Origin of the sequence: Exilibacterium tricleocarpae (genome assembly GCF_007004655.1) — a bacterium.
Lineage (GTDB): Bacteria > Pseudomonadota > Gammaproteobacteria > Pseudomonadales > Cellvibrionaceae > Exilibacterium > Exilibacterium tricleocarpae.
Genome location: NZ_ML660090.1, coordinates 446,089 through 472,219, shown reverse-complemented (window position 1 = coordinate 472,219; position 26,131 = coordinate 446,089). Strand labels below are relative to the sequence as shown.

Genomic DNA, 26,131 nt, shown 5'->3' with positions numbered 1-26,131 from the left:
TGAGAAAAATCCTCGGGCAGTTGACCCAAGATGAACACCTGGGTTAAAAATCCGGACGGGTGATGCGTTAGGACATTAGGTGTTCACGTTCGCCCGGAATAGGTGTTCATCTTCGCCGGAATACGCACAAGGCTGTCCGCAGACCAGATAGAGCGCATTAGCTACATTTTGAATATGCATCAGTCGCTCAGGGTGATTTTTGATAACCCTAAAAATGTATCGGGTTTTATGGCAATGGAAAACCACAACCCTTATTTCAAGGGGCGCAGGCCACTGGACATTATCGCGCGCGGGGACTTTGCTTCGCTATATGAAGTGTACAAGCGTGTTGATGCACTTCGAGGAAGTGGGTTTTGATAAACGACCTTACGCCGTTTTCAGAGAATTCAATCGTTGGCTACCGCCTGATTAATGCTAAATTTCCTCCGATTGCCATCTTTGAGGACGTAGCAGGTCCGGAAGAATACGAAGCCCTTTATGAAATCCAAGCGCTAACAAACCCGAGGTTAAAGGCAGAGGTCGGCGATCTTTCGTTTTTGCCAAAGGAAGAAATCCCTTTCGGAATTGTCGGCTGCGGATACTCAACGGCTCCTTTTACTCACATTAACCCAGACGGAAGTCGTTTTAGTGACGGGAGCTTTGGCTTGCTCTATGCGGGATCATGCGTAGATACGGCAGTTAAAGAAGTTAAGTACCACCAGCATTTGCTTTGGAGTAATGTTCCTGACCTTAATTTCGATCGAATGGTTTTTAAATGCTTGGAAACTACATTCGGTATAGAAAACGGGCTAGACGCGAGTCATCTCCCAAATAATGACCCAATATACAACCCAAATGGCTACGCAGCATCGAGGCCCCTGGGCATAGAAATAAAATCCAATGGAAATCTCGATGCGCTGAGGTACAATTCCGTACGAAATCCGGGTGCTGCATGTTACGCGCTTTTCACCCCACGACCTGTACAGTCGATGATACAGAGCGCGCATTACGAAATGATCTGGGGTGAAAGTTCAATACGCGCTGTTGTACCGCTTGGCAAAGGACTGTTTTAGCCGGATCCCGCTATCTCACTTATTAAGGATTTAAGACTTAATGTCATCGAATTTGAGATTCGACAAAGCCTTATACCTTATATATCCAAATTCGCCACCGCCAACGCATTGGTCTCAATAAAGTCACGCCTCGGCTCGACCTGATCCCCCATCAGGGTGGTAAATATCTGGTCCGCGGCAATGGCATCTTCCACAGTGACTTTCAACATACGCCGGGTTTCGGGGTCCATGGTGGTTTCCCAGAGCTGTTCCGGGTTCATTTCGCCCAAGCCCTTATAACGCTGGATATTGTGGCCGCGGCGGGATTCGTGCATCAGCCAGTCGAGCGCCTCCTTGAAGTTGGACACCTCATGGCGGCGCTCGCCACGCATAACATAGGCACCCTCTTCAATCAGGTTCTCTAACTGGTTGCCGAGCCCGACGATGGCCCGGTATTCGCCGGACTGGAAGAAGTCATGGGCAAAGTGGTAGTTGGTCGGTACACCGTGAGCAGTGATTTCCACCTGGGGTAAGAACAAATGCCGTTCCTGATCCTCTTTTACCGACAGTCGATACCTGTGGCTGCCGGCACCATTGTTAAGCGTAAGGCGGGCCAAAAGCTGGTCGCACCATTGCTCCATATAACCCTGATCGCCGAGGTGATCGGGCTTCACCGCGGGCAAATAGACCATCTGCTCCAGCACCGTTGACGGGTAGAGTTGAGAGAGCCGGTCAATCGTCGCCATTACGCTGCGGTATTCCTGAACCAGGCTCTGTAACGCCTCGCCACCGATGCCTGGGGCGTCGGGATTGACGAAAAGCCGAGCATTCTCCAGGGCCGCCTGGGTGAGGTAAGCCGTCAGGGCATCTTCATCCTTGAGGTATTGTTCCTGCTTACCTTTGCTGACTTTATACAAGGGTGGCTGAGCAATATAAACATGACCCCGCTCGATCAGTTCGCGGGTTTGGCGGAAGAAGAACGTCAGTAACAGAGTACGGATGTGAGAACCGTCTACATCCGCATCGGTCATAATAATAATACTGTGGTAACGCAGCTTATTGGGGTCAAACTCCTCGGAGCCTATACCGCAACCCAGGGCTGTAATGAGGGTGCCCACTTCCGCACTGGATAACATTTTATCGAAACGGGCCTTTTCCACATTCAGGATCTTTCCTCTCAAAGGCAGAATTGCCTGGGTGCGCCTGTCCCTGCCCTGCTTCGCAGAGCCGCCGGCGGAGTCACCCTCCACCAGGTATACCTCTGAAAGTGCCGGGTCCTTTTCCTGGCAATCCGCCAGTTTCCCAGGTAGCCCTGCAATATCCAGGGCACCTTTCCGACGAGTCATTTCGCGGGCCTTGCGGGCCGCTTCCCGAGCCTTGGCAGCCTCGATCATTTTACTGACCACTGACTTGGCTTCCTGGGGGTTCTCAAGCAGATAGTCGTTAAACGCACTACCCATTTCCTGCTCGACCGCCGGCTTTACTTCCGATGAAACCAGTTTGTCTTTGGTCTGGGACGAGAACTTCGGGTCTGGCACCTTTACCGAGATAATCGCCGTCAAACCTTCGCGGGCGTCGTCGCCGGTAGTATTGACCTTATCTTTTTTGCCGATACCTTCACGCTCGATATAGGTATTGAGACTGCGGGTCAGGCTGGCTCTAAAACCTGCCAAATGGGTACCGCCATCCCTTTGCGGAATATTGTTGGTATAGCAGAAAATATTTTCCTGAAAAGAATCGTTCCACTGCAAGGCGACTTCCACACCTATGCCATCATCCCGCTGGATATTAAAGTGCATAACCTTATTGATAGCGTTTTTATTCTGATTCAGGTATTCCACAAACGCTCTCAGGCCACCTTCATACTCGTAAATCTCCTCTTTGCCGCTGCGCTCGTCTTTTAAGACGATGCGCACACCAGAGTTCAGGAAGGACAGCTCTCTGAGCCGCTTGGCCAGTTGATCAAAATGAAACTCTATATTGGTGAAGGTTTCCGTGGAGGGGTGAAAGTGCACCTCGGTGCCGGTTATTTCCGTCTCTCCCACCACAGTGAGGGGAGCCTGGGGCACACCATGTTTGTATATCTGCTCGTAGACTTTTCCTTCACGACGAATGATAAGCTTTAGTTCCGACGAAAGCGCGTTGACCACTGAAACCCCAACACCGTGTAACCCGCCGGATACTTTGTAGGTATTATCGTCAAATTTACCACCGGCATGCAGCACCGTCATAATCACTTCGGCAGCTGAGACGCCCTCATCATGGATTTCCGTGGGTATCCCACGACCATTGTCGGAGACCGATACCGACTCATCGGGATGAATTACCACGCGTATTTCTGAGCAAAATCCAGCCAGAGCCTCGTCAATAGAGTTGTCCACCAACTCAAATACCATATGGTGGAGGCCGGTACCGTCATCGGTATCACCAATGTACATCCCCGGCCGCTTACGTACCGCATCCAGGCCTTTCAACACCTTGATACTGGACGAGTCGTAAGAATTGTCATCTGACATAGATATCACTCCACAATAGTCTATCAATCTGCATGGCTACTCTGTTTGAGGCTTAGCTTGCAGACAGTATTTTCACTTCGATTTTACTGATTTATGCACCCACGGCTTTTTCTTTTAATCTTGTCTTCTGAGCCCTTTGAACCCACTGCCCCTAGTTTAACCAAGGGAAACCTGCCCCTGTTCCACGTGAAACACTGTTCTCTCATCTTCTGTCAGTGTTTGTGGCCAGGATTCCAATAACACCTCTTTCTCTACGCCGGTGACAAACACCTGGCAACCTATCTGATCCAACCACTTCGCCAGCAGGGTTCGATGCGTGCTATCGAGTTCAGCGGGTAGATCATCAATGAGAAATACACACTGGCGCTGACTCAGCTTCGAGAAGACTAACCCCTGGGCAATTCTCAATGCACAAACCAGGAGTTTCTGCTGTCCCCGCGATAGCACCTGGGCTGCATTATCTTGCCCTATCCGAATCTTGATATCCGCTCGATGAGGACCACTTCCGGTGTACCCTAATAAACGATCCTTCTCCCGATGATGAGATAAGTATTCAAGATAATCGGTTGCGTGTTCCCACCCCCGGTAGTAACTGAGCTTGAGCCCATCTACCGGCACGAATTCACTGATAAGATGATCAAAGGTTTCCAATAGACTGTCGAAACATTCGCGCCGCAAGCTGTCTACAGTTTGGCTATAACCGGCCAGCTCTTTGTCCCAGGGCGCTAGCAACAAAGGGTCTATTCTATCACGGCGGAGCAAGCTATTGCGGTGTTTAATACATTGCTGAGCCCCCTTCCAAGCAAGCAGGAAGTTAGGTTTCACGTGAAACACCAACCAGTCGAGAAACTGCCGCCTTACCTTAGGAGCACCTTCCAACAACAAAAAGGACTGGGAATCTATCAGCTGAAGGGGAAGGTTCTCGGCTAATTTAGCGGCAGAATTTACCTGAACACCATCGACCTTAATTGTCGCTTGTCCGCTGATGGCCCTCTGCACACCAACCGGTATATCCTGCTGTCCTTCTCCCAGCTTGCCAAACACTGTCATGATGTCAGCGCCACGTCTTATCACCGGCCTGAGCTTGTGACTGCGAAAAGACCGGCCCATTCCCAATATGCTGATAGCCTCCAACAGGCTGGTCTTACCGCTACCATTGGCACCATAGATAAAGTTAACGCGATGGCCGGGTTGTATCTCCACCGCACTCAGATTTCTGAGATTGGTCACAGAAAGGCGTTTAAGGGTCATGAAGACCTGTATCTGCCGGGCAATGAAGCCTCTACTAAAGCCGCATCGGCATCACAACATAGGTGGAATCACCACCTTCCGGTTCTTCCACCAACGCGCTGCTGTTGGCATCCGACAGGATCATTTTAATATTGTCGCTACTCAATACATTGGCGACATCCTGCAGGTAGCTAACATTAAACCCTATCTCCAGCTTTTCGCCGGTGTAGTCCACCACCACCTGCTCCTCTGCCTCTTCCTGCTCGGGGTTATTGGCAACAATGGTCAACAGACCATCGTCCAATAACAATCGAACACCCCGATATTTCTCGTTCGATAGGATGGCGGTGCGGCCAAACGCCTGCCCCAGCTCACTGCGGGATCCGAATACAACCTTGGTGCCACCCTTTGGCAATACCCGCTCATAGTCCGGAAATTTGCCGTCAACCAGCTTTGACGTAAATGTAAAATCCTCAGTGTTAGCCCGAATATGGTTGCTGCCAAGCCAGACGTCGATGGTCTCATCGCCATCGTTAAGCAGGCGGGACAGTTCAATGACGCCTTTGCGGGGCAGGATAGCCTGTACTACCTCATCGGCTGTAACATCCACCTCTCGGGTACACATAGCCAACCGGTGCCCGTCAGTCGCCACTACCCGCAGTTGCCCGGTCTGCACCTCCCACAACATACCATTCAGATAGTAGCGAACATCCTGGTGGGCCATGGCAAAGCCGGTGCGATCGATAAGCCGTTTTATCACCCTTTGCTCACAGGTGAATTTCAGATCGCCGGCACTGTCCTCCACATTGGGAAAATCGTTGGCCGGGAGTGTCGACAGGGTAAAGCGACTGCGTCCGCTTTTAACAATAACTCTTTGATTTTCTTCAGAAATATCTAGTTTGGAGGAATCCGGAAGGGACCGACAAATATCCACCAGCTTACGCGCCGGCACGGTGATTTCCCCGCTTTCCCCCGCCTGGTCCAACTGTATCCGCCCGACAATTTCGACTTCCAAATCGGTACCGGTCAAAGAGAGCTGATCGCCCTCTAACACTACCAATACATTAGCGAGGACCGGCAGCGTCTGGCGCCGCTCCACCACGCCGGCAACAAGCTGCAGGGGCTTCAGTAAGGCTTCGCGAGTTACGGTGAACTTCATCTTTATTTCTCTTGTGAATTAATGCGCTTATAGGTCAACAGGTCTCAAAACTTTCTGTCAGGGTCGTTATCAGGTTGTCAACGACCGCATCAGGTTTTTTACATCTTCCCGAATATCAGAGCTCTCCTGCCGCAGCTCATTGATTTTTCGGCAGGCATGTAAAACAGTGGTATGGTCGCGGCCGCCAAACGCATCGCCAATCTCCGGCAAACTGTGACTGGTCAGCTCCTTGGCCAGCGACATGGCGACTTGTCGCGGTCGCGCTACGGAACGACTGCGACGCTTTGACAGCAGATCGCTGACTTTGACTTTGTAATACTCCGCCACGACCCGCTGTATATTATCAATGCTGACCTGCTTATCCTGCAACGCCAGCAAATCCTTCAAGGCCTCTCGCACCAGTTCCACATCGATGCTGCGCCCGGTGAAATGGGCGTTGGCAATTACGCGCTTCAGGGCGCCTTCCAATTCCCGCACATTCGAGCGAATTCGCTGGGCAATAAAGAACGCGGCATCATTCGGCAGCAGCATATTCGCCTGTTCCGCTTTTTTCTTCAAGATAGCTACACGGGTTTCCAACTCCGGCGGTTCAATCGCCACCGTCAATCCCCAGCCAAATCGGGATTTCAGCCTTTCTTCAAGTCCACTGATTTCCTTCGGGTAGCGGTCACAGGTCAAAATGATCTGCTGGCCCCCTTCCAGGAGCGCATTGAAGGTATGGAAAAACTCTTCTTGAGATCGTTCCTTGCCAGCGAAAAACTGGATGTCGTCGATCAGCAGCGCATCGACGGAGCGATAATACCGCTTAAAATCGTTGATGGCATTGAGCTGCAATGCCTTGACCATATCGGCAACGAATCTCTCAGAGTGCAGATAGACGATCTTGGCACTGGGGTCCTCCTCCACCAGAGCATGACCCACTGCATGCATTAGATGCGTTTTCCCCAGACCTACCCCACCGTAAATAAACAGCGGGTTATAGGAGCCGCCGGGGTTTTCCGCCACCTGCTGAGCCGCCGCCAACCCCAATTGATTTGACTTGCCCTCTACAAAACTCCTGAAATTAAAAGACGTGTTCAGGTAGCTGCGGTGCTTGAGGCCGCCTTCCACATCGGCCAGGTTATCGCGCTGGTTCTTTACCAGGTTGGTGGTCGGTTTGGCCAGAGGCGCCTTGATCGCACCATACCCCGGCGCCGGTGTTGATGGCTTCTGAACAGGCGCACCATTCCCGCCATTTTCCTCCCGGGCATCGTCTCCCAATGGCCGGCGCTTAAATACCGCCGGCTGCCGCGCCGCCATACCCAGTTCCACCTGCAGCGGCGGGCGACCCTCACAGTATTCATTCACCAGTTCACAGATACGCATCAGAAATTTATCCGACACCCAGTCGAGAATAAACCGATTGGGCGCCAGCAGCCGCAACAACTCATCGCTGTCGCTATCGACTTTCAGCGGACGTATCCAGGTATTGAACTGCTGGGAGGGCAATTCACTTTGCAGATTATCTACACACTTTTTCCAGATTGCCTCTGGCAAGATCAACTCCCCAAATACACGATTAAGCAAACGGCTTTGAGCCGGATTTTTTTCGAACAACAGAACGCCCCTTGCCCTGGTTATTATGAAGTTTTCCAAGGCAATTCAAAAAACAATAAACTGGCTGAAAAGGGCCACTAGTTTACCCCCAACCCGGCCTACTTATCCACACCTAAAAGCAAAAAAAGCCTATTTATATTTAAGCAAATAATACTTGCTTATCAACAAGTTAGCGTCTACAAGGGAAGTCGATAAAGATATAGCCTGAAGCTCAAAATTCAACCAGTTAGCCCCAACATCTGTGGATAACCTTCTGGATAAAACAGGTAAAAACTGGTTGTAAAACGGTATGGATTGGCGGGCATGAAAATCATCTCCAGCGGTAACGGGGAGCGGGTGTTGTTTATCGCCAGCCATTGATTTACCGGCCACATTTCTATAAAATCGCGCGGTTTTCGCCTCCAAGGCTGTTGCTTCATATAAAGGCTGTTGCTCCATATATAAGAAGGAAGAAGGGCCTTATCAGGTTTAAGGTCGCCCTCCCTATATTGATGGAGTCCATCTGGTAAAGCAGGTGCCGAGGCAGAAATTCATTTTACGGCAGGTATTTACGGCAGGTAGGTTTCATGAAAAGAACATTTCAGCCCAGCGTTCTGAAGCGCAAACGCAACCACGGCTTTCGCTCACGCATGGCCACAAAGAACGGTCGCAAAGTCCTGGCCCGCCGCCGCGCCAAGGGACGCAAGCAGTTAGCCGCCTAACCCCGGCCCCGGCTAGCGCGCTATGTTTGATTGGTTGCTGGAGTGACCGGCTCAGCATTTGGCAAGTCTCTACGACTGCTCCGCTCCAGCGACTTTCAAGCCGTCTTCGACGACGCCCCGTTTCGAGCTTCCCACAAACACCTCCTGGTTCTGGCCCGACCCAGCGGCCTTGACTATCCACGACTGGGATTGGTTATCGCCAAGAAGAACATCCGCCTGGCCGTGCAACGCAACCGTATCAAACGCATTGCGCGGGAATCATTTCGCCTGCAACAGCACAAACTGGCCGGCATAGATGCTATAGTGCTGGCGCGCCGCGAACTGGATGTTTTCGACAACCGCCAGCTTCACCGCTTGTTCCAGCAGCAGTGGCAGCGCATCTGCCAGAAAGCGCAAAAGCATCACCCAACCCGGCTCCAAGATCAAGACAAAAACCAGGACAAGAAATAGGAACAGACACAGTGATAAAGCTCGCCGTCGCCCTTATTCGGCTCTACCAGTACCTGGCCAGCCCCTGGCTGGGCAATCAGTGTCGCTTCTATCCAAGCTGCTCCCACTATGCCGAACAAGCCATTGTCAGCCACGGCTTGATCCGCGGCGGGTTGCTGACACTGCGCCGTCTGAGCAAATGTCATCCTTGGCACCCGGGCGGCATCGATCCGGTGCCGGACCCCCATTGCAGTGCGGATTCCGGGTCGGGCATCGCGGACAATCATCACCTCACTCATTCACCGATAAAGAAGTAAGAAGATGGATTGGCAACGCAACCTCTTATTGTTAGCCATGGCAGCCGTTACTTTTATGCTGTTTTTGGAATGGGACAAATTTCAACAGCGCCGCCAACCGGTACCGGTGGCGGAGACCACCACCCTCTCCTCCGCACCCACCGCGCTGCCGACCCCGGCTGTCGATACGCCGGCGGCGGCGGCCAGCGATCTCCCCAGTGCCGACGATACCTCAATCGAGCGCCGCCCCGCCGCCACCGGAGCCCCGCTGATATCCGTGAAAACCGACAGTCTGGACGTGCTGATTGACACCCACGGCGGCGACATCGTCAAAGTGGCGCTGCCCAGACATATGGCCAGTCTCGACACACCGGATATCCCGTTCGAGCTGCTCAATCGCACCCAATCCCATATCTATGTAGCCGAAAGTGGCCTGCTGGGCCCAAACGGCACCGATACCACGGCAGGCCGACCGGTATTTAACGCGGCTCAAACCAACTATCAATTAGGTGACGGCGAAGACGAACTGGTGGTCGACCTGACCCTGCGGCACGAGCAGGCCGACATCGTCAAACGCTTCACCTTCCGCCGCGGTGACTACCTGGTGGGCCTGGAGTACCTGGTCGACAACCGCGGCGATCAACCCTGGCGAGCCAACCTATTCGGCCAGATCAAACGCGACAGCATGCAGCCCCCGGTCAGCGCCGGTTTCGGCGTGCAACCGTTTCTCGGCGCAGCCCTGCACACCAACGAAGAAAACTACATCAAATACAGCTTCGACGATATTCAAGACGAGTCGGTTAAAGCGAGCAATACCGGCGGCTGGGTGGCGATGATACAGCATTATTTCCTCAGCGCCTGGATCCCGAACCCCGATGCACAGAACAGCTTCAGCCTGCGCAAGTCCGCCGGCCGCGACCTCTACCTGATGAGCTTTACCAGTCCTCAGGTAGAAGTCCCGCCGGCCACTCAAGGCACACTTGCGGCCAGCTTATACGCCGGCCCCAAGGACGTTTATCGACTCGAAGAGATTTCCCCCTACCTCGACCTGACCGTTGACTACGGTTGGCTTTGGTGGATTGCCAAACCCCTGTTTTGGGTGCTCAACTGGATTTACGGCTTTGTCAGCAGTTGGGGGTGGTCCATTATTATCCTGACAATAATTGTCAAAGCAATATTCTTTCCGCTGTCGGCCACCAGCTACAAATCCATGGCTAAAATGCGCAAGCTGCAACCGCAAATGATGGACCTGAAAGAGCGCTACGGCGATAACCGCCAGAAGATGTCCGAAGAGGTCATGAAGCTCTATAAAAAGGAGGGGGCCAACCCGCTCAGCGGCTGCCTGCCCATCTTGATCCAAATGCCGGTGTTTATCGCCCTCTACTGGGTGTTGTTGGAAAGTGTCGAGCTGCGCCATACCCCCTTCCTTGGCTGGATCGACGATCTCTCGGTAAAAGACCCTTTCTTTATACTGCCCCTGATAATGGGTCTCACCATGTGGATTCAACAAAAATTGAACCCCGCACCACCGGACCCCATGCAAGCTAAAATCATGCAGATGATGCCGTTTGTGTTCACGTTGATGTTTATGTGGTTTCCGGCAGGGCTGGTACTGTACTGGGTGGTCAACAACACCCTGTCCATCGCCCAGCAATATGTGATCACCAAACAGATTGAAGCCGGCGGTACCTGACCCGCCGACACTGCAAACCCGCGGCCAGACATCATGTCCCTACAGGATGCCAGCGAAACCATTGCCGCACTCGCCACCGCCGCGGGTCGCGGCGGCGTCGGCATCGTCAGAGTATCCGGTCCGCTTTGTCCCGCTATCGCCCGCCGGGTGCTGGGGTTCGAGCCCAATCCCAGGCAAGCCCACTACAGCCCGTTTCTCGACGCCGGGGCTGAACCGATCGACCAGGGTATCGCCCTCTACTTTCCCGCTCCTCACTCGTTCACCGGCGAAGATGTGTTGGAACTGCAGGGACACGGCGGACCTGTGGTGCTCGATCTATTGCTGCGCCGGATCACCCAACTGGGCGCGCGCCTGGCACGCCCCGGGGAGTTTTCAGAACGGGCCTTCCTCAACGATAAGCTGGACCTGGCACAGGCGGAAGCCATTGCCGATCTGATCGACGCCAGCTCGGCGCAGGCGGCCCGCAATGCCATGCACTCGTTGCAAGGCGCTTTTTCCCGCCGGATTGGGAACCTGGTGGAAGCGCTGATTGCGCTGCGTATCTATGTGGAGGCTGCCATCGACTTTCCGGAAGAGGAAATCGATTTTCTTAGCGATGGCAAGGTGGCGGCAGACCTGGAACAGATCATTCAGGATTTACAGTCGCTGCTGCAACAGGCTCATCAGGGAGCCCTGGTGCGCGACGGCATGAAAGTGGTGATCGCCGGGCGCCCCAACGCCGGCAAGTCCAGCCTGCTCAATGCCCTGTCGGGCCGCGACAGCGCCATTGTCACCGATATCGCCGGCACCACCCGGGACATACTGCGCGAACATATCCATATCGACGGCATGCCCCTGCATATCATCGATACCGCCGGTCTGCGTGAGGCCACAGATGAAGTTGAGCGCATCGGTATCGAGCGGGCCGGTCAGGAGATCGCCGCCGCCGATCGCGTATTGCTGCTGCTGGACAGCAGTATTGAAGACACCGACCCCGAAACCGTGCTGCCGGTACCTGTACCCCCCGAACGGCTCACGCGCGTGCTCAACAAAGCCGACCTGTCGAATACCGCAACCGGTCTATTGCATAGCGGGCCGCCAACACGGATCGGTATCTCTGCCAAAACCGGTGCCGGCCTGGCGACACTGAAACAACACCTGAAAGACTGTATGGGCTACACCGGCGCCGGCGAGAGCGGCTTTACCGCCCGGCGCCGCCACCTGGACGCCCTGGAGCGGGCGCAGGGTCTCCTGATCACCGGTCGCGCTCAACTTCAAAGTCTGGCCGCGGGAGAACTGCTGGCTGAAGACCTGCGCCAGGCCCAGAATGCGCTCGGCGAAATCACCGGCGCCTTCACGCCGGACGATCTGCTGGGCCGCATCTTCTCGAGCTTTTGCATCGGCAAATAGAAGCGTAAACGAGAGGGAATAAGTAATATAATCTTATAACCCCCAGCGCTTACAGAGGTTATCCACAATAACTCACAGCTTTATCCCCGGATTTACGGCTCCCCGCAGGCTTTAGCCACCTCTTTGCTACACCGGCAGTAGTTTTGTGAATAAGTCGACGCAAGGTACCTGAACAATGCCTGGGTGGAATTGTGAATAAGTGCCCGTAACGCCGATTGATCCAAACCGTCCACAATTCAACACCAGGAAACAGCCAGATTATGAGCAGCTTTTACCGGTAAAACACATGAGTTGTTGAAGCGCTAAGTCATTGAAAAATTTAGCTTTAAAGCAGTTATCCCCAGATAAGGACCGCACTATTAATAACTATCAATACTAAATAACACTATATATATACATATTTAATAGTTTAATTTCATGCTTTGGTTTTTCTCAACGTTGTTTTGCAAACTTCTCTTCTGAATCTCTGCATCGGATGCCTCGGCCGAAACCACAACCCGGAAGCAAAAACGATATAAAAAGCCACGTTTACTTTTTGAACAACCCGATTGAAATCCCTATAATACTCGCCCTTTGTCAAAACCTATTGTCGAAATCTGTTTATTGCAGAAACTTAAGGCCCTGGCATATCTATGGACTACCCGGAACGCTTCGACGTTATCGTCATCGGTGGCGGTCACGCCGGCACTGAAGCCTGCCTGGCAGCAGCCCGTATGGGCTGCCGGACACTGTTGTTGACCCACAATGTGGAGACACTTGGGCAGATGTCTTGCAACCCGGCTATCGGCGGTATCGGCAAAAGCCACCTGGTGAAAGAGATCGATGCCCTCGGCGGCGCCATGGCGCAGGCAACCGACCTCGGCGGCATTCAATTTCGAGTACTCAATGTGCGCAAGGGACCGGCGGTGCGGGCCACCCGCGCGCAGGCCGATCGGGTGCTCTACAAAGCGGCGATTCGCAGCGCCCTCGAAAACCAGCCCAACCTGAGCATTTTCCAACAGGCTGTTGACGATCTGATCGTCCGTGGCGACACGGTAGAAGGGGTGGTTACCCAGATGGGGCTGCGGTTTTACGCGCCGGCCGTGGTGCTGACGGCGGGCACTTTTTTGGGTGGGCGCATTCATATCGGTTTGGAAAACCATGCCGGCGGGCGCGCCGGGGACCCGCCGTCGCTGGCGCTGGCGGCGCGACTGCGTGAGTTGCCACTGCGAGTGGACCGTTTAAAAACCGGCACACCGCCGCGGGTCGACGCCCGCAGTGTGGATTTTTCGGCGCTGGAAAATCAGTGGGGCGATACGCCGGTGCCGGTCATGTCCTATCTCGGCAGCGCAGCGCAACACCCGGAGCAGACCTGTTGCTGGATTACCTACACCAATGCCGACACCCACGGGATTATTCGTGCCGGCCTGGATCGCTCGCCCATGTATACCGGTGTTATCGAAGGTGTCGGACCTCGCTATTGTCCCTCCATCGAAGACAAGGTACACCGGTTTGCCGATCGGGATTCTCACCAGATTTTTATCGAGCCTGAAGGCCTGCAAACCCACGAGCTTTATCCCAACGGTATTTCCACCAGCCTGCCCTTCGATGTGCAGATAAACCTGGTGAGGTCGATCAAAGGTTTTGCCAACGCCCATATCACCCGACCGGGCTATGCCATCGAGTACGATTTTTTTAACCCGCAGGATTTAAAATACAGTTTCGAAACCAAACATCTGCACGGGCTGTTTTTCGCCGGCCAGATCAACGGCACCACGGGTTACGAAGAGGCCGCTGCCCAGGGCTTGTTGGCCGGCTGCAATGCGGCCTTGCGGGTGCGCGGTGATAAACCCTGGTGCCCTCGCCGCGACCAGGCTTATATCGGTGTGCTGGCCGATGACCTGATTACTATGGGCACCCAGGAGCCCTACCGCATGTTTACCAGCCGCGCCGAATACCGCCTGCTGCTGCGCGAGGACAATGCCGATTTGCGCCTTACCGAACAGGGCCGCCAACTGGGTCTGGTGGATGATCACCGCTGGCGCGCGTTTTGTGAAAAGCGCGAAGCACTGACACGGGAGCGCCAGCGCCTGCAGGATACCTGGATTCAGCCGAACAGTGCGGCGGCGCAGACACTGGATAAAAGAATACCCGCGCCGCTGGCGCGCGAGTACAGCTTGCACGATCTTTTGAAGCGCCCGGAACTGGGTTATGCCGATGTCGCCGGTCTGAAAGGCGAGGCGCAGCAACATCCGCTGGTAACGAAACAAGTCGTGGAGCAACTGGAAATCGAAGCCAAGTATGCCGGCTATATCGAGCGGCAGGAGGCGGAGATTTCCCGTATGCGGGAGCATGAAAACACCGCCATCCCGCCGGCGTTTGACTTTGCCGCGGTAGAGGGCCTGTCCAATGAAGTCAGGCAAAAATTGACCGAAGCCCGCCCCGACACGCTGGCCCGCGCCGCGCGGTTGCCGGGAGTTACGCCGGCAGCGATTTCACTGTTGCTGATTTACCTGAAGAAAAACGGCCTGTTGCGACGGGCGGCAGCGTCGGCCTCTTGACCCGGCCGGCGGCCGCAGGCGCCGCGGCCCAGGCGCTGAAACTGCAACAGGGCGCCACCGCGATGGGGTTTGATCTCGAACAGGTGCAAGTGCAACAACTGCTGGCTTACCTGGCGCTGCTTGGCAAGTGGAATCGCACCTACAATCTTTCCGCCGTCAGGGATGTCGACGATATGCTGGCGCGGCATCTGCTCGACAGCCTGAGTGTGGCGCCGTTGCTGCGCGATGCCGCTGGGCTCGAGCGCATCGTCGATGTCGGTAGCGGCGGCGGCCTGCCGGGGATTCCCCTGGCGATAGCGTTTCCGCGCAAACACATTACACTGGTTGACAGCAACGGCAAAAAAACCCGCTTCCTGTTTCAGGTCAAACTGGCGTTAGGGCTCGATAACGTCGGCGTCGAACACTGCCGGGTCGAGGATCTGCAGCCGTCACCGGGATTCGATTGTGTAGTCAGCCGCGCCTTTGCCAGCCTTGCCGATATGACTGGCGGCTGCGAACACCTGCTGGCACCGAACGGCCGCTTTTGGGCCATGAAAGGCCTTTACCCCACGGATGAGTTGAGTGTGCTGGCAAAACACTATAAGGTCGAGGCATGCCACCGGCTGCAGGTGCCGGGCAATGAGGGAGAGCGCCATTTGCTGATATTGGCGCCGATATCCCGTTTTTCATAGCGGCGGTTTATTCGTAAAGGCAGCTGTGAGCTGTAAACCATCAGCTTTTTCAAGGTACGAGATTTGAGCAAGATTTACGCGGTAGCCAACCAGAAAGGCGGTGTGGGTAAGACCACAACCTGCGTGAATCTGGCCGCTTCCCTGGTGGCCACCAAAAAGCGGGTGCTGCTGGTCGACCTGGACCCCCAGGGCAATGCCACCATGGGCAGCGGTATCGATAAAAACGATCTGGAGCTTTCCGTCTACGATCTGATGACCGGTGCGCTGGTCATCCGCGATGCGCTGGTGCGTTCAGAGTCCGGCGGCTATTGGGTGGTGCCCGCCAACGGCGACCTGACCGCGGCGGAAGTGGAAATGCTGTCGGCCGCCAACAAAGAGCGACGCCTGCGTGAAGTGCTGGCGCCGGCGCGCGACGACTTCGACTATATCCTGATCGACTGCCCGCCATCGTTGAATATGCTGACGGTTAACGCCCTGGCCGCCTGCGACGGCGTTATCATTCCCATGCAGTGCGAATACTATGCGCTCGAGGGGCTGTCTGCTCTGGTAAACACCATCAACCAGATCAAACAGGTGTTGAATCCGGCGTTGCAGATCGAGGGCATACTGCGCACCATGTACGATCCGCGCAACAGCCTTACCAATGATGTGTCGACCCAGTTGACCGACTACTTCGGCGACCGCCTTTACCGCACCTGTGTACCCCGCAATGTGCGCTTGGCCGAGGCCCCCAGTTTTGGCCAGCCGGCGCTGGCTTACGACCGCCAGTCCAAGGGGGCCATTGCCTACCTGGCGCTGGCGGGTGAAATCATTCGCCGCAACGAGGCGGCGGCCAAACAGGTAGAAGAGGCGTAGCGGGCAGACGATGGCGGGCAAACTAAGGGTGAACAAACAGTGGTGAGCAAACGCAAGGGGTTGGGACGGGGTCTGGACGCACTGCTCGGCGGCGCCGGCGGCAGCGATGCGATAGCGGCGGCGACCTCCCCCGATCCCGGCGAAGACGGCAAGCTGGCGGAGCTGCCGGTGGAGTTCATCCAGCGCGGCAAATACCAGCCCCGGCGCGATATGCACCCAGAGGCGCTGGAGGAGTTGGCCGAGTCCATCAAGGCGCAGGGTGTGATGCAACCGATCGTGGTGCGCCCCCTGGCGGGCAGCGCCGGACAGAAGTATGAGATTATCGCCGGCGAGCGCCGCTGGCGCGCCACCCAGCTGGCCGGTCTCGACAAGATACCGGCCGTTATCCGGGATGTGACCGATGAGGCCGCCATCGCCATGGCCCTGATCGAAAACATCCAGCGCGAAGACCTCAACCCCATCGAGGAAGCGGTGGCTCTGAAGCGGTTGCAGGACGAATTCGAACTCACGCACCAGGAGGTGGCGGCGGCGGTGGGCAAGTCGCGCACCACGGTAACGAATCTGCTGCGGCTGATTTCCCTGTCCGATGAAGTGAAAAAACTGCTCGAGCACGGCGATCTGGAAATGGGACACGCCCGTGCCCTGCTGACGCTCGACGGCGCCGGGCAGAAAGATGTCGCCCGCCAGGTAACGGCCAAAGGTTTGTCTGTGCGCCAGACCGAGGCCCTGGTGCGGCGCCTGCAACAACAATTACAACAACAGACCGAGGTAAAACCGGCCGCCGGTGTCGACCCCGATATCAAAAAACTGGAGGAGGGGCTGGCCGAGCATATCGGTGTACCGGTCGCGGTGCAGCACTCGGCCAAGGGCAAGGGCAGGCTGGTGCTGAAATACAATAATTTAGACGAGCTCGACGGCATTCTTCAGCATCTGCGTTACAACACCTGACCCGACGCCAGAGTCGACGTCTGACCTGCCGGTAGCCGCGGTGCCGGGCCCCGTGCGCGCTGGTTGAACCCTGGCCATATAGACCCTATAATGCGCGTCGCCCAATCGACGGTTCGACCCGGCTGGCAGGCGCCTGGCAACAGGTATTCCGGTAGTTTCAAGGCTTTTACCGGTTTCCGGCAGCGCGGTGTCGACGGTGGGCGTATCTGGTGCAGGATTGAGTGTGGATTTGGTGTAGAGAAGACAGAGACGAGTGTTAGCCGCCGAGCATAACCGAAGAAGTGGCCATGGCTAGCATTCACAAACCACCGGTTTTTCGCGTTCCCCTGGTGCAGCTTGCGGTACTGTTGCCCCTTTGCCTGGTGGCGTGGTTGTTTGATCAAACCACGGCGTACTCCCTGTTACTCGGGGGTCTGATTTGCGTGATCCCCAATGCTTATTTTGCCAGTTACGCCTTTCGTTATACCGGTGCCCGCGCGGCACCGCTGATCGCCCGAGCCTTCTTTTGGGGAGAGACAGGTAAATTCCTGTTGACGATTGTCGGTTTTGGGGCGGTATTCCTGCTAGTAAAACCTCTCGATGTGTTAGCCCTGTTTTCAGCTTACGGCGTGATGGTCCCGGTGCAGTGGATAGTGACGGCGCGCCTTGTGAAGCGATAGAAAGGCAGCGGCAGGAAAACAGCGCCAGCAAGGCCCCAGAGTACGGCGGTGCTGAGGGCAGGACTGAACAGTGACCCCTGACTTACTTTAAGTCTGGCTTACTTTAAAGATTACTTAGCGACTTCATACTTAAACAGGTGCTAGAAAAGCGATATGGCAAGCGAAGGGCAGACCTCCACTGAGTATATCCAACACCACCTCCAGAACCTGACCTACGGCAAGCTGCCCGCCGGGTACACCCGCTACGACGGCACCGTACTGGAACAGTCCACCTGGACCATGGCCCACTCCTCGCAGGAAGCCACAGATATGGGCTTTATGGCCGTACACCTGGATACGCTGGGCTGGTCCATCGGCCTGGGGTTAATCTTCTGCTTCCTGTTTTCCCGGGCCGCCAAGAAGGCCACTGTGGGTGTGCCCAGGGGCTTCCAGAGTTTCGTGGAACTACTGGTGGACTTCGTCAACAATACCGTCAAAGATATCTTCCATCACAAAAATGCCATGATCGCTCCGATGGCGCTGACCATTTTTGTCTGGGTCTTTCTGATGAACCTGATGGACCTGGTGCCGGTGGACTGGCTGCCGCTGACGGCGGCCACCATTGCCGGTGACCCGCATTTTTTCTTTAAGGTCGTGCCCACCACCGACCCCAACGCCACCCTGGGTATGGCGTTCACCGTATTTGCCTTTATGATCTTTTTCAGTATCCAGCAGAAAGGTCTGCTGGGTTTTGTGAAAGAGTTGACGCTACACCCCTTCCACGCCGGCAAGTGGTACATCGATATCATCCTGATACCGATCAACCTGATTCTCGAAACCGTGTCCCTGATCGCCAAACCCATCTCGCTCGGGCTGCGGCTGTTCGGCAACCTCTACGCCGGCGAAATGATCTTTATTCTGATAGCGCTGATGTTCAGTGCCGGTCTGGTGCTGGGTTTGTTCGGCGGTGTGCTGCAGTGGGCCTGGGCGGTGTTCCATGTTCTGGTCATCACCCTGCAGGCTTTTGTATTTATGGTGTTGACCACCGTCTACATGGCGATGGCCTACGACATAGAAGAAGAACACTAACGTCTGAATTTTTAAACGTTTTATAACTTTCACTTTACTTACTTTCTCGATAGGAGAGACACAATGGAAGCACTGGGTTTGGTTTATGTTGCATCTGCTTTGCTGATTGGCCTCGGCGCCCTGGGAACCGCTATCGGTTTCGGTTCACTCGGCGGCAAGCTGCTGGAGGGGTCTGCACGTCAACCGGAACAAGGCCCGGCTCTGCAAGGTAAGATGTTCCTGATGGCGGGTCTGTTGGACGCCGTACCGATGATCGGTGTCGGTATCGGCATGTACCTGATCTTTGTGGTGGCCCCAGGTCTGACCGGTTAATTTCACCCTTATCCTTACTACGACAGACCACGAGGTGTCGGCGTGAATATTAACCTGACTCTGATCGGCCAATCGATCACCTTCATCATCTTTATCCTGTTTTGCATGAAGTATGTCTGGCCAATGCTTCTCAATGTGATGCAGGAACGTGAGAAGAAAATTGCCGATGGTTTGGACGCTGCTGAAATGGCCGACAAGGACTTGGAGCTGGCCAAGCAAAAAGCCACCCAACAACTGCGCGAAGCCAAAGAGCAGGCGGCCGCTCTGATCGAACAGGCCAACAAGCGTGCCGGCCAGATTATCGATGAAGCCAAGGACCAGGCCCGTGCCGAAGGCGAGCGCCTGAAAGCCGCCGCCCAGGCCGAAATCGAGCAGAATGCCAACCGGGCCAAAGAAGAGCTGCGCGGAAAAGTGGCGGCGCTGGCGCTGGTGGGGGCGGAAAAAGTCCTGCAGGCATCCATCGATAAAAAGGCGCACAACGAACTGCTCGACAAGTTGGCGGCCGACCTCTGACCACCCTGGTCAAGGCGTTGAACAGGGCGGCAGCAAAGCGGCCGTCAAGTGAAACAGGTTAGCGAAACAATCGAGCAAAACAGGCAAGCTAAACAGTCGAGTAAAGCAAACCATGGCAGAACTAAGAACACTGGCCCGACCCTATGCAAAGGCAGCATTTGAGTTTGCCCTGGGCGCCAAAGACCTGCAGACCTGGTCCGATATGCTGGGCCTGGCCGCCGCGGTGTCGCAGTCCGATCGCATGCAGCAAGTGCTGGCCTCGCCCAGGTACACTGCGGCGCAGAAAGCGGCTGCTTTTATCAGTGTGTGCGGTGAGCAGCTCGATGCCAAGGGGCAAAACTTTATTAAGTACCTGGCTGAAAATAATCGCTTGCCTTTGCTGCCTGAAATTCGGCAATTGTTCGAGGCGCTGAAATCACAGCAGGAAAAATCCATCGATGTCGAAGTCAGCACAGCGTTTGAGCTGGCCGGTGACATACAAGACAAACTGGCGAAAGCACTCAGTGCCAAGCTGGATCGCGAAGTTAACGTGCATAGCTCTATCGACAAGAGCTTGTTGGGCGGCGCCATTGTCCGCGCCGGCGACACGGTGATCGACGGTTCGGTACGTGGTCGCTTGGCTAAACTCGCCGAGGCAATGAACGCTTAACATCTATGGTGCGCGGAGCGGGCAGTCCGACCCCGGCCAAGAGGCAAGAGTTGAGGAACAGAGCATGCAGCAACTGAATCCTTCAGAAATCAGTGAAATTATCAAGCAGCGTATCGACACGCTGGACGTTGCCACCGAAGCCCAGAACGAGGGCACAGTGGTATCGGTAACCGACGGTATTATTCGTATCCACGGCCTCGCCGATGTCATGTACGGGGAGATGATCGAGTTCGAAGGCGGCATCTACGGCATGGCCCTGAACCTGGAGCGCGATTCCGTGGGCGCCGTGGTATTGGGTGAATACGAAGGTGTGGCCGAAGGCCAGACCTGTAAATGCACCGGCCGCATTCTCGAAGTGCCGGTGGGTCCCGAATTGCAGGGCCGCGTGCTGGATGCCCTGGGCAACCCCATCGACGGCAAGGGTCCGGTCGAGGCGAAGATGACCGACGCTTTGGAGAAGATCGCGCCCGGGGTAATCGCCCGCCAGAGTGTAGATCAGCCGGTACAGATCGGCCTCAAAGCCATCGACTCCATGGTGCCCATCGGCCGCGGTCAGCGCGAGCTGATTATCGGTGACCGCCAGACCGGTAAGACGGCCATCGCAGTGGATGCCATTATCAATCAGAAAGGCACCGGCATTAAGTGTATCTACGTGGCTGTAGGCCAGAAGGCCTCCTCCGTCGCCAGCGTGGTGCGCAAGCTCGAGGAACACGATGCGATGGAGCACACCATCGTTATTGCCGCCACCGCTTCCGATCCCGCCGCGATGCAGTTCCTGGCGCCTTTTGCCGGCTGCACCATGGGCGAATACTATCGCGATCGCGGTGAGGATGCGCTGATCATCTACGACGATCTTACCAAGCAGGCCTGGGCCTATCGCCAGATATCGCTGTTGCTGCGCCGCCCGCCGGGTCGCGAAGCCTACCCCGGTGACGTTTTTTACCTGCACTCACGCCTGCTCGAGCGCGCCTCGCGGGTCAACGCCGAATACGTCGAGAAATTCACCGACGGCAAGGTCAAGGGCCAGACCGGTTCCTTGACAGCCCTGCCGGTCATTGAGACCCAGGCCGGCGACGTGTCGGCGTTCGTACCCACCAACGTGATTTCCATTACCGATGGGCAGATCTTCCTGGAAACCGACTTGTTCAACGCCGGTATTCGACCCGCCATGAACGCCGGTATTTCCGTATCCCGTGTCGGTGGTGCCGCCCAGACCAAAGTTATCAAAAAACTTTCTGGTGGTATCCGTACCGCCCTGGCCCAATACCGGGAACTGGCCGCTTTCTCGCAGTTTGCCTCCGATCTCGACGACGCCACCAAGGCCCAGTTGGACCACGGTGAGCGGGTCACCGAACTGATGAAACAGAAGCAGTACTCGCCTCAAAGCATCGCCGAGATGGGACTGGTGGTTTACGCCGCCAACGAGGGCCTGCTGAAAGATGTGGAAGTTGCCAAGATCGGTGATTTTGAAGCGGCGCTGCTGTCCTACATGCACAGTGAGCATGCCGACCTGATGAAAAAGGTCAACGAAACCGGCGATTACAACGATGAAATTGCCAATGGTTTCAAAGCTGCTTTGGAAAAATTCAAGGCCACCCAAACCTGGTAAAGAGGCTCCCGAATGGCTGGCGGAAAAGAGATACGTACTCAGATATCGAGTATCAAAAATACGCAAAAGATTACCAGCGCCATGGAAATGGTGGCAGCGAGCAAAATGCGTAAAGCCCAGGACCGCATGCGGGTGGGCAAGCCCTACGCCCAGCGCATTCGCGCTGTAGTGGGTCATATTGCCAACTCCAATGCCGAATACACGCATTTGTATATGCAGGAGCGGGATGTCAAGCGCGTGGGTTTTGTACTGGTTTCTACTGATCGTGGTTTGTGCGGCGGGCTCAACATCAATATGTTTAAAGCCGCTATCACCGCTATGAAAGAGTGGAACGATCAGGGGGTGGAAATTGACTTGTGCCTGGTCGGCGCCAAAGCCGCGGCGTTCTTTAACAGCTACGGTGGCAATGTGGTAGCGGCGGTGCGCGACCTGGGTGAACAGCCCAGCGTTTCCGATCTGATTGGCAGTGTCAAGGTTGTGCTCGACGCCTTTGGCGAGGGCCGCATCGACAAATTGTTCCTGGTGGGCAATGAGTTTATCAACACTATGACCCAGACGCCCTATGTGCAGCAATTATTGCCTCTGTTACCGGAGGACAATAAAGAAATGAAGCACCACTGGGACTATCTCTATGAGCCCGAGGCCCAGGCATTGCTGGACGGGCTGTTGATCCGCTACATCGAATCCCAAGTTTACCAGGCCGTGGTGGAAAACGGTGCCTGTGAGCAGGCCGCGCGTATGATCGCCATGAAGAGCGCCACCGACAATGCCGGTGACCTGATCGACGATCTGCAGCTCGCCTACAACAAGGCGCGCCAGGCGGCGATTACCCAGGAGCTGTCGGAAATCGTCAGCGGTGCGGCAGCGGTATAGGGTACAGATTCAGGTCGCTGCCCGGGTGCGGCGGTGACGGCAACGATTTTTTATAATTTTAAAATTTGGTTTAAGAGGAACCGGACATGAGTAGCGGACGTATCGTACAAATTATCGGTGCCGTTATCGACGTGGAGTTTCCCCGCGATGCCGTGCCCAAGGTATACGACGCCTTGAAAGTGGCAGACAAAGATCTCACCCTGGAGGTACAGCAGCAACTGGGTGATGGTGTTGTGCGGGCCATTGCCATGGGTTCATCCGAAGGGGTCAGCCGCGGTCTGGCCGTGGAGAACACCAAGGCCCCCATCGCCGTGCCCGTGGGTACCAAAACCCTGGGTCGGATCATGGATGTGCTGGGCAACCCTATTGATGAAGCGGGTGCTATCGGTGAAGAGGAGCGCATGCCCATTCACCGCCAGGCACCGGCCTACGACGAACTGGCGGCCTCCGAAGAGCTGCTGGAGACCGGCATCAAGGTGATCGATCTGGTATGCCCGTTTGCCAAGGGCGGCAAGGTTGGCCTGTTCGGCGGCGCCGGCGTGGGCAAGACCGTCAACATGATGGAATTGATCAACAATATCGCCAAGGAGCACTCCGGCCTGTCGGTGTTTGCCGGCGTCGGTGAGCGCACCCGGGAAGGTAACGACTTCTATCATGAAATGAACGACTCCAACGTACTGGACAAAGTGGCGATGGTGTACGGTCAGATGAACGAGCCGCCCGGCAACCGTTTGCGTGTGGCCCTGACGGGGCTGACCATGGCGGAAAAATTCCGCGATGAGGGCCGGGACGTACTGCTGTTTGTCGACAACATTTACCGCTACACCCTGGCGGGTACCGAAGTGTCTGCCCTGCTCGGCCGCATGCCTTCGGCGGTAGGTTACCAGCCCACGCTGGCCGAAGAGATGGGACGCCTGCAGGAGCGCATCACCTCTACCAAGCAGGGTTCCATTACCTCGGTACAGGCGGTATACGTACCGGCGGACGACTTGACCGACCCCTCCCCCGCCACCACCTTTGCGCACCTGGATTCCACCGTGGTACTGAGCCGGGATATTGCCGCCAAGGGTATTTACCCGGCGATCGATCCCCTGGACAGCACCTCGCGCCAGTTGGACCCGCTGGTAATCGGCCAGGAGCACTACGACACCGCCCGCGGCGTCCAGTCGGTACTGCAGCGCTATAAAGAGCTGAAGGACATCATTGCCATCCTCGGTATGGACGAACTGTCCGAGGAAGATAAGCTGACAGTGGCCCGCGCCCGTAAGATCGAACGCTTCCTGTCCCAGCCCTTCCACGTCGCCGAAGTCTTTACCGGTTCGCCGGGCAAATACGTGCCCTTGAAAGACACCATTTCCAGCTTCAAGGGAATTCTGGCGGGCGATTACGACGACTTGCCGGAGCAGGCCTTCTATATGGTAGGTCCGATCGAAGAAGCCGTAGAAAAGGCCAAAAACCTGTAAGTCAGCCTGGCGGGGCTTGCTACCCGCCGGTATAAGAGGCGAAATATATGGCTATGACGGTTCATTGTGACATCGTAAGCGCAGAAGAAGAGATCTTTTCCGGCCTGGTGGAAATGGTGGTGGCCGCCGGCACCGAGGGCGATGTGGGTATCGTCTACGGTCATGCTCCGCTGCTGACCGGCCTGCAACCGGGCCCGGTGCGGGTCATTCGCCAGGGTGGTGATGAAGAGGTTTACTACGTCTCCGGAGGTTACCTTGAGGTCCAGCCTTCCACCGTTACCGTATTGGCCGACGCCGCCCTGCGCGCCGACGATATGGATGAGGCGGCGGCCCTGGAAGCCAAGAAAGAGGCGGAGCAGGAGTTGAACAATCAATCCGGCGATTTCGATTACTCCCGCGCGGCGACCCAGTTGGCCGAAGCGGCGGCGCAACTGCGCACCATCCAGGCGATCCGTAAAAAGATGGGTAAATAACCGTCGCTGTCGCCGGATATCGGTGCAATGGCGGAAATGTAATGGAAAAAAGGGTAGCATTGGCTACCCTTTTTAATTTGTAGAACTGAAAAAATGCTCGATATCGTCATCCTTGCTGCCGGAAAAGGCACGCGCATGAAATCCGGCCTGCCGAAAGTGCTGCACCCGGTCGCCGGCCGGCCGCTGCTGCAGCACGTGATCGATACCGCCCGCCGTCTCGACAGCGATGCCATTAACGTGGTTATCGGCCACGGTGCTGATCGGGTGGAGGCGCACTGCGCTGCGCCCGATGTACATTTCGTGCTGCAGGCCGAGCAATTGGGTACCGGCCACGCCGTACAACAGGCGGTCGGGCATCTGCGGGACAACGCAGTGGTGCTGGTACTCTACGGCGATGTGCCCCTGATTCGGGAAGAGACTCTGCGCTCCCTGATTGCCAAGGTAGGTGCCGATGCCATGGCGCTATTGACGGTGGAACTGGATGACCCAAGCGGTTACGGCCGTATTGTCCGCGATAGCAACGGTGCAGTCACCGCCATTGTCGAGCAAAAGGAGGCCACCCCGGAACAGTTGTCTATTAGTGAGATCAATACCGGTGTGATGGCCATGCGCGGTGTTGATCTCAAGCGCTGGTTACCACAACTGTCGAGTGAAAATGCCCAACGCGAATATTACCTCACCGACGTCATTGCCCTGGCCCAGGGTGAGGGCAAGGTGGTCAACACCGAACAGCCCGCCGACGAGCTGGAAGTTTTAGGCGTCAATAATCACCAACAACAGGCGCAACTGGAGCGCTTTTACCAGCGCGACCTGGCGGCCACCCTGATGGCCGAAGGGCTCACCCTGCTCGACCCTGACCGCTTCGACTGTCGCGGGAGTCTCAGCGTCGGTGAAGATGTCACTATTGATATTAATTGCGTGTTCGAGGGCCGGGTTACGCTTGGCAACAACGTCAGCATAGGTCCCAACTGTTGCCTGAAAAATGTGGTGATCGGCGATAACGTGGTGATCAAACCCAACTCCCTGCTGGAGGAGGCGCGGGTAGCAGACAATTGCGAAATCGGCCCCTTTGCCCGGGTGCGTCCCGGCACTGAACTCAGCGACGGCGCCAAGGTTGGAAACTTTGTTGAAATCAAAAAAGCCCTGATCGGCCCCGGCAGCAAAGTCAATCACTTGAGTTATGTAGGTGACGCGCAAGTCGGCAGCGGTGTGAATATCGGTGCCGGCACCATCACCTGCAACTACGACGGGGTGAATAAATTCAAAACAGAAATTGGCGATGATGCCTTTATCGGTTCCAATACCGCACTGGTCGCGCCTGTAAAAGTGGGTAAAGGCGCGACCGTGGGTGCGGGCTCCACGGTAACCAAGGCAGTGGCAGATGATCAACTGACGATTGCCCGTGGTAAACAACGGAATATTGAAGGGTGGCAACGCCCTACCAAAAACAAATAGCAG

At 55.7% G+C, this 26,131-nt stretch carries 26 protein-coding genes; 21 read left to right on the top strand and 5 right to left on the bottom strand.

Going from position 1 to position 26,131, the window contains the following annotated elements:
• Positions 1-174: 174 nt before the first annotated feature.
• Together FKG94_RS29500 and FKG94_RS08325 are read left to right on the top strand one after the other, a co-directional pair.
• Positions 175-357: an antitoxin Xre/MbcA/ParS toxin-binding domain-containing protein gene (locus tag FKG94_RS29500; RefSeq protein WP_425460040.1), complete on the top strand. Its 183-nt coding sequence runs from the start codon at positions 175-177 to the stop codon at positions 355-357.
• On the top strand, positions 354-1,052 hold the full coding sequence (locus tag FKG94_RS08325) for an RES family NAD+ phosphorylase (protein WP_142903736.1): 699 nt from the start codon (positions 354-356) through the stop codon (positions 1,050-1,052). The genes FKG94_RS29500 and FKG94_RS08325 overlap by 4 nt, the downstream gene beginning before the upstream one ends.
• 77 nt (positions 1,053-1,129) lie before the next feature.
• Here FKG94_RS08325 and gyrB read toward each other — a convergent pair whose 3' ends face one another.
• The 5 genes from gyrB to FKG94_RS08300 form a co-directional block, all read right to left on the bottom strand.
• On the bottom strand, positions 1,130-3,547 hold the full coding sequence (gene gyrB, locus FKG94_RS08320; protein ID WP_142903735.1) for a DNA topoisomerase (ATP-hydrolyzing) subunit B: 2,418 nt from the start codon (positions 3,545-3,547) through the stop codon (positions 1,130-1,132).
• Between the two features lie 156 nt (positions 3,548-3,703).
• Complete coding sequence (gene recF, locus FKG94_RS08315) at positions 3,704-4,798, bottom strand: DNA replication/repair protein RecF (RefSeq protein ID WP_142903734.1); 1,095 nt, start codon at positions 4,796-4,798, stop codon at positions 3,704-3,706.
• A gap of 34 nt (positions 4,799-4,832) precedes the next feature.
• Positions 4,833-5,936, bottom strand: coding sequence for a DNA polymerase III subunit beta (gene dnaN / locus FKG94_RS08310; RefSeq protein ID WP_142903733.1), 1,104 nt, complete (start codon positions 5,934-5,936; stop codon positions 4,833-4,835).
• A gap of 69 nt (positions 5,937-6,005) precedes the next feature.
• Positions 6,006-7,472, bottom strand: coding sequence for a chromosomal replication initiator protein DnaA (dnaA, locus tag FKG94_RS08305; protein WP_142903732.1), 1,467 nt, complete (start codon positions 7,470-7,472; stop codon positions 6,006-6,008).
• 278 nt (positions 7,473-7,750) lie between these two features.
• Complete coding sequence (locus FKG94_RS08300; RefSeq protein WP_142903731.1) at positions 7,751-7,951, bottom strand: hypothetical protein; 201 nt, start codon at positions 7,949-7,951, stop codon at positions 7,751-7,753.
• A 147-nt stretch (positions 7,952-8,098) separates the two neighbouring features.
• On the opposite strand from FKG94_RS08300, the gene rpmH reads away from it, so the two are divergent.
• The 19 genes from rpmH (at position 8,099) to glmU (ending at position 26,128) form a co-directional block, all read left to right on the top strand.
• Positions 8,099-8,233 carry a 50S ribosomal protein L34 gene (gene rpmH / locus FKG94_RS08295; protein WP_142903730.1) on the top strand — a complete coding sequence of 45 codons (135 nt, stop codon included), beginning with the start codon at positions 8,099-8,101 and terminating at the stop codon, positions 8,231-8,233.
• Between the two features lie 42 nt (positions 8,234-8,275).
• Entirely contained in the window at positions 8,276-8,683 is a 408-nt protein-coding gene (gene rnpA, locus FKG94_RS08290; protein WP_142903729.1) for a ribonuclease P protein component, read from the top strand.
• An 11-nt stretch (positions 8,684-8,694) separates the two neighbouring features.
• On the top strand, positions 8,695-8,979 hold the full coding sequence (gene yidD / locus FKG94_RS08285) for a membrane protein insertion efficiency factor YidD (RefSeq protein WP_142903728.1): 285 nt from the start codon (positions 8,695-8,697) through the stop codon (positions 8,977-8,979).
• A 4-nt stretch (positions 8,980-8,983) separates the two neighbouring features.
• Positions 8,984-10,651, top strand: coding sequence for a membrane protein insertase YidC (yidC, locus tag FKG94_RS08280; RefSeq protein ID WP_142903727.1), 1,668 nt, complete (start codon positions 8,984-8,986; stop codon positions 10,649-10,651).
• A gap of 33 nt (positions 10,652-10,684) precedes the next feature.
• Positions 10,685-12,040: a tRNA uridine-5-carboxymethylaminomethyl(34) synthesis GTPase MnmE gene (mnmE, locus tag FKG94_RS08275; protein ID WP_142903726.1), complete on the top strand. Its 1,356-nt coding sequence runs from the start codon at positions 10,685-10,687 to the stop codon at positions 12,038-12,040.
• A gap of 632 nt (positions 12,041-12,672) precedes the next feature.
• The gene (mnmG, locus tag FKG94_RS08270; protein WP_142903725.1) at positions 12,673-14,580 is read left to right on the top strand and encodes a tRNA uridine-5-carboxymethylaminomethyl(34) synthesis enzyme MnmG; all 1,908 of its coding nucleotides are present in this window, start codon (positions 12,673-12,675) and stop codon (positions 14,578-14,580) included.
• Between the two features lie 62 nt (positions 14,581-14,642).
• Positions 14,643-15,251 (top strand): 16S rRNA (guanine(527)-N(7))-methyltransferase RsmG, encoded by a 609-nt coding sequence (rsmG, locus tag FKG94_RS08265; RefSeq protein ID WP_142903768.1) that lies wholly within the window; start codon positions 14,643-14,645, stop codon positions 15,249-15,251.
• A 63-nt stretch (positions 15,252-15,314) separates the two neighbouring features.
• Positions 15,315-16,106 (top strand): ParA family protein, encoded by a 792-nt coding sequence (locus FKG94_RS08260; protein ID WP_142903724.1) that lies wholly within the window; start codon positions 15,315-15,317, stop codon positions 16,104-16,106.
• A gap of 42 nt (positions 16,107-16,148) precedes the next feature.
• Positions 16,149-17,054, top strand: coding sequence for a ParB/RepB/Spo0J family partition protein (locus FKG94_RS08255; protein ID WP_142903723.1), 906 nt, complete (start codon positions 16,149-16,151; stop codon positions 17,052-17,054).
• Between the two features lie 287 nt (positions 17,055-17,341).
• Complete coding sequence (locus tag FKG94_RS08250; protein ID WP_142903722.1) at positions 17,342-17,713, top strand: ATP synthase subunit I; 372 nt, start codon at positions 17,342-17,344, stop codon at positions 17,711-17,713.
• Positions 17,714-17,866: 153 nt separating this feature from the next.
• On the top strand, positions 17,867-18,781 hold the full coding sequence (gene atpB, locus FKG94_RS08245; protein ID WP_142903721.1) for a F0F1 ATP synthase subunit A: 915 nt from the start codon (positions 17,867-17,869) through the stop codon (positions 18,779-18,781).
• Between the two features lie 63 nt (positions 18,782-18,844).
• Entirely contained in the window at positions 18,845-19,093 is a 249-nt protein-coding gene (gene atpE / locus FKG94_RS08240) for a F0F1 ATP synthase subunit C (RefSeq protein WP_142903720.1), read from the top strand.
• A gap of 42 nt (positions 19,094-19,135) precedes the next feature.
• Positions 19,136-19,606 carry a F0F1 ATP synthase subunit B gene (locus FKG94_RS08235; RefSeq protein ID WP_142903719.1) on the top strand — a complete coding sequence of 157 codons (471 nt, stop codon included), beginning with the start codon at positions 19,136-19,138 and terminating at the stop codon, positions 19,604-19,606.
• Between the two features lie 112 nt (positions 19,607-19,718).
• Positions 19,719-20,255: a F0F1 ATP synthase subunit delta gene (locus FKG94_RS08230; protein ID WP_142903718.1), complete on the top strand. Its 537-nt coding sequence runs from the start codon at positions 19,719-19,721 to the stop codon at positions 20,253-20,255.
• A gap of 64 nt (positions 20,256-20,319) precedes the next feature.
• Entirely contained in the window at positions 20,320-21,864 is a 1,545-nt protein-coding gene (gene atpA, locus FKG94_RS08225; RefSeq protein WP_142903717.1) for a F0F1 ATP synthase subunit alpha, read from the top strand.
• Positions 21,865-21,876: 12 nt separating this feature from the next.
• Complete coding sequence (gene atpG, locus FKG94_RS08220; protein WP_142903716.1) at positions 21,877-22,737, top strand: F0F1 ATP synthase subunit gamma; 861 nt, start codon at positions 21,877-21,879, stop codon at positions 22,735-22,737.
• 86 nt (positions 22,738-22,823) lie between these two features.
• Complete coding sequence (gene atpD / locus FKG94_RS08215; RefSeq protein ID WP_142903715.1) at positions 22,824-24,200, top strand: F0F1 ATP synthase subunit beta; 1,377 nt, start codon at positions 22,824-22,826, stop codon at positions 24,198-24,200.
• 47 nt (positions 24,201-24,247) lie between these two features.
• Positions 24,248-24,673: a F0F1 ATP synthase subunit epsilon gene (locus FKG94_RS08210; protein WP_142903714.1), complete on the top strand. Its 426-nt coding sequence runs from the start codon at positions 24,248-24,250 to the stop codon at positions 24,671-24,673.
• Positions 24,674-24,766: 93 nt separating this feature from the next.
• Entirely contained in the window at positions 24,767-26,128 is a 1,362-nt protein-coding gene (glmU, locus tag FKG94_RS08205; RefSeq protein ID WP_142903713.1) for a bifunctional UDP-N-acetylglucosamine diphosphorylase/glucosamine-1-phosphate N-acetyltransferase GlmU, read from the top strand.
• The last annotated feature ends 3 nt before the right edge of the window (positions 26,129-26,131 follow it).

What these genes read in the sequence shown, in the direction of transcription:
- FKG94_RS29500 (WP_425460040.1), top strand. Translation starts at nt 175, where the DNA reads ATGCATCAGTCGCTCAGGGTGATTTTTGATAACCCTAAAAATGTATCG.
- gyrB (WP_142903735.1), bottom strand. Translation starts at nt 3,547, where the DNA reads ATGTCAGATGACAATTCTTACGACTCGTCCAGTATCAAGGTGTTGAAA.
- recF (WP_142903734.1), bottom strand. Translation starts at nt 4,798, where the DNA reads ATGACCCTTAAACGCCTTTCTGTGACCAATCTCAGAAATCTGAGTGCG.
- dnaN (WP_142903733.1), bottom strand. Translation starts at nt 5,936, where the DNA reads ATGAAGTTCACCGTAACTCGCGAAGCCTTACTGAAGCCCCTGCAGCTT.
- FKG94_RS08300 (WP_142903731.1), bottom strand. Translation starts at nt 7,951, where the DNA reads ATGAAGCAACAGCCTTGGAGGCGAAAACCGCGCGATTTTATAGAAATG.
- rpmH (WP_142903730.1), top strand. Translation starts at nt 8,099, where the DNA reads ATGAAAAGAACATTTCAGCCCAGCGTTCTGAAGCGCAAACGCAACCAC.
- yidC (WP_142903727.1), top strand. Translation starts at nt 8,984, where the DNA reads ATGGATTGGCAACGCAACCTCTTATTGTTAGCCATGGCAGCCGTTACT.
- mnmE (WP_142903726.1), top strand. Translation starts at nt 10,685, where the DNA reads ATGTCCCTACAGGATGCCAGCGAAACCATTGCCGCACTCGCCACCGCC.
- mnmG (WP_142903725.1), top strand. Translation starts at nt 12,673, where the DNA reads ATGGACTACCCGGAACGCTTCGACGTTATCGTCATCGGTGGCGGTCAC.
- rsmG (WP_142903768.1), top strand. Translation starts at nt 14,643, where the DNA reads ATGGGGTTTGATCTCGAACAGGTGCAAGTGCAACAACTGCTGGCTTAC.
- FKG94_RS08250 (WP_142903722.1), top strand. Translation starts at nt 17,342, where the DNA reads ATGGCTAGCATTCACAAACCACCGGTTTTTCGCGTTCCCCTGGTGCAG.
- atpB (WP_142903721.1), top strand. Translation starts at nt 17,867, where the DNA reads ATGGCAAGCGAAGGGCAGACCTCCACTGAGTATATCCAACACCACCTC.
- atpE (WP_142903720.1), top strand. Translation starts at nt 18,845, where the DNA reads ATGGAAGCACTGGGTTTGGTTTATGTTGCATCTGCTTTGCTGATTGGC.
- FKG94_RS08230 (WP_142903718.1), top strand. Translation starts at nt 19,719, where the DNA reads ATGGCAGAACTAAGAACACTGGCCCGACCCTATGCAAAGGCAGCATTT.
- atpA (WP_142903717.1), top strand. Translation starts at nt 20,320, where the DNA reads ATGCAGCAACTGAATCCTTCAGAAATCAGTGAAATTATCAAGCAGCGT.
- atpG (WP_142903716.1), top strand. Translation starts at nt 21,877, where the DNA reads ATGGCTGGCGGAAAAGAGATACGTACTCAGATATCGAGTATCAAAAAT.
- atpD (WP_142903715.1), top strand. Translation starts at nt 22,824, where the DNA reads ATGAGTAGCGGACGTATCGTACAAATTATCGGTGCCGTTATCGACGTG.
- FKG94_RS08210 (WP_142903714.1), top strand. Translation starts at nt 24,248, where the DNA reads ATGGCTATGACGGTTCATTGTGACATCGTAAGCGCAGAAGAAGAGATC.
- glmU (WP_142903713.1), top strand. Translation starts at nt 24,767, where the DNA reads ATGCTCGATATCGTCATCCTTGCTGCCGGAAAAGGCACGCGCATGAAA.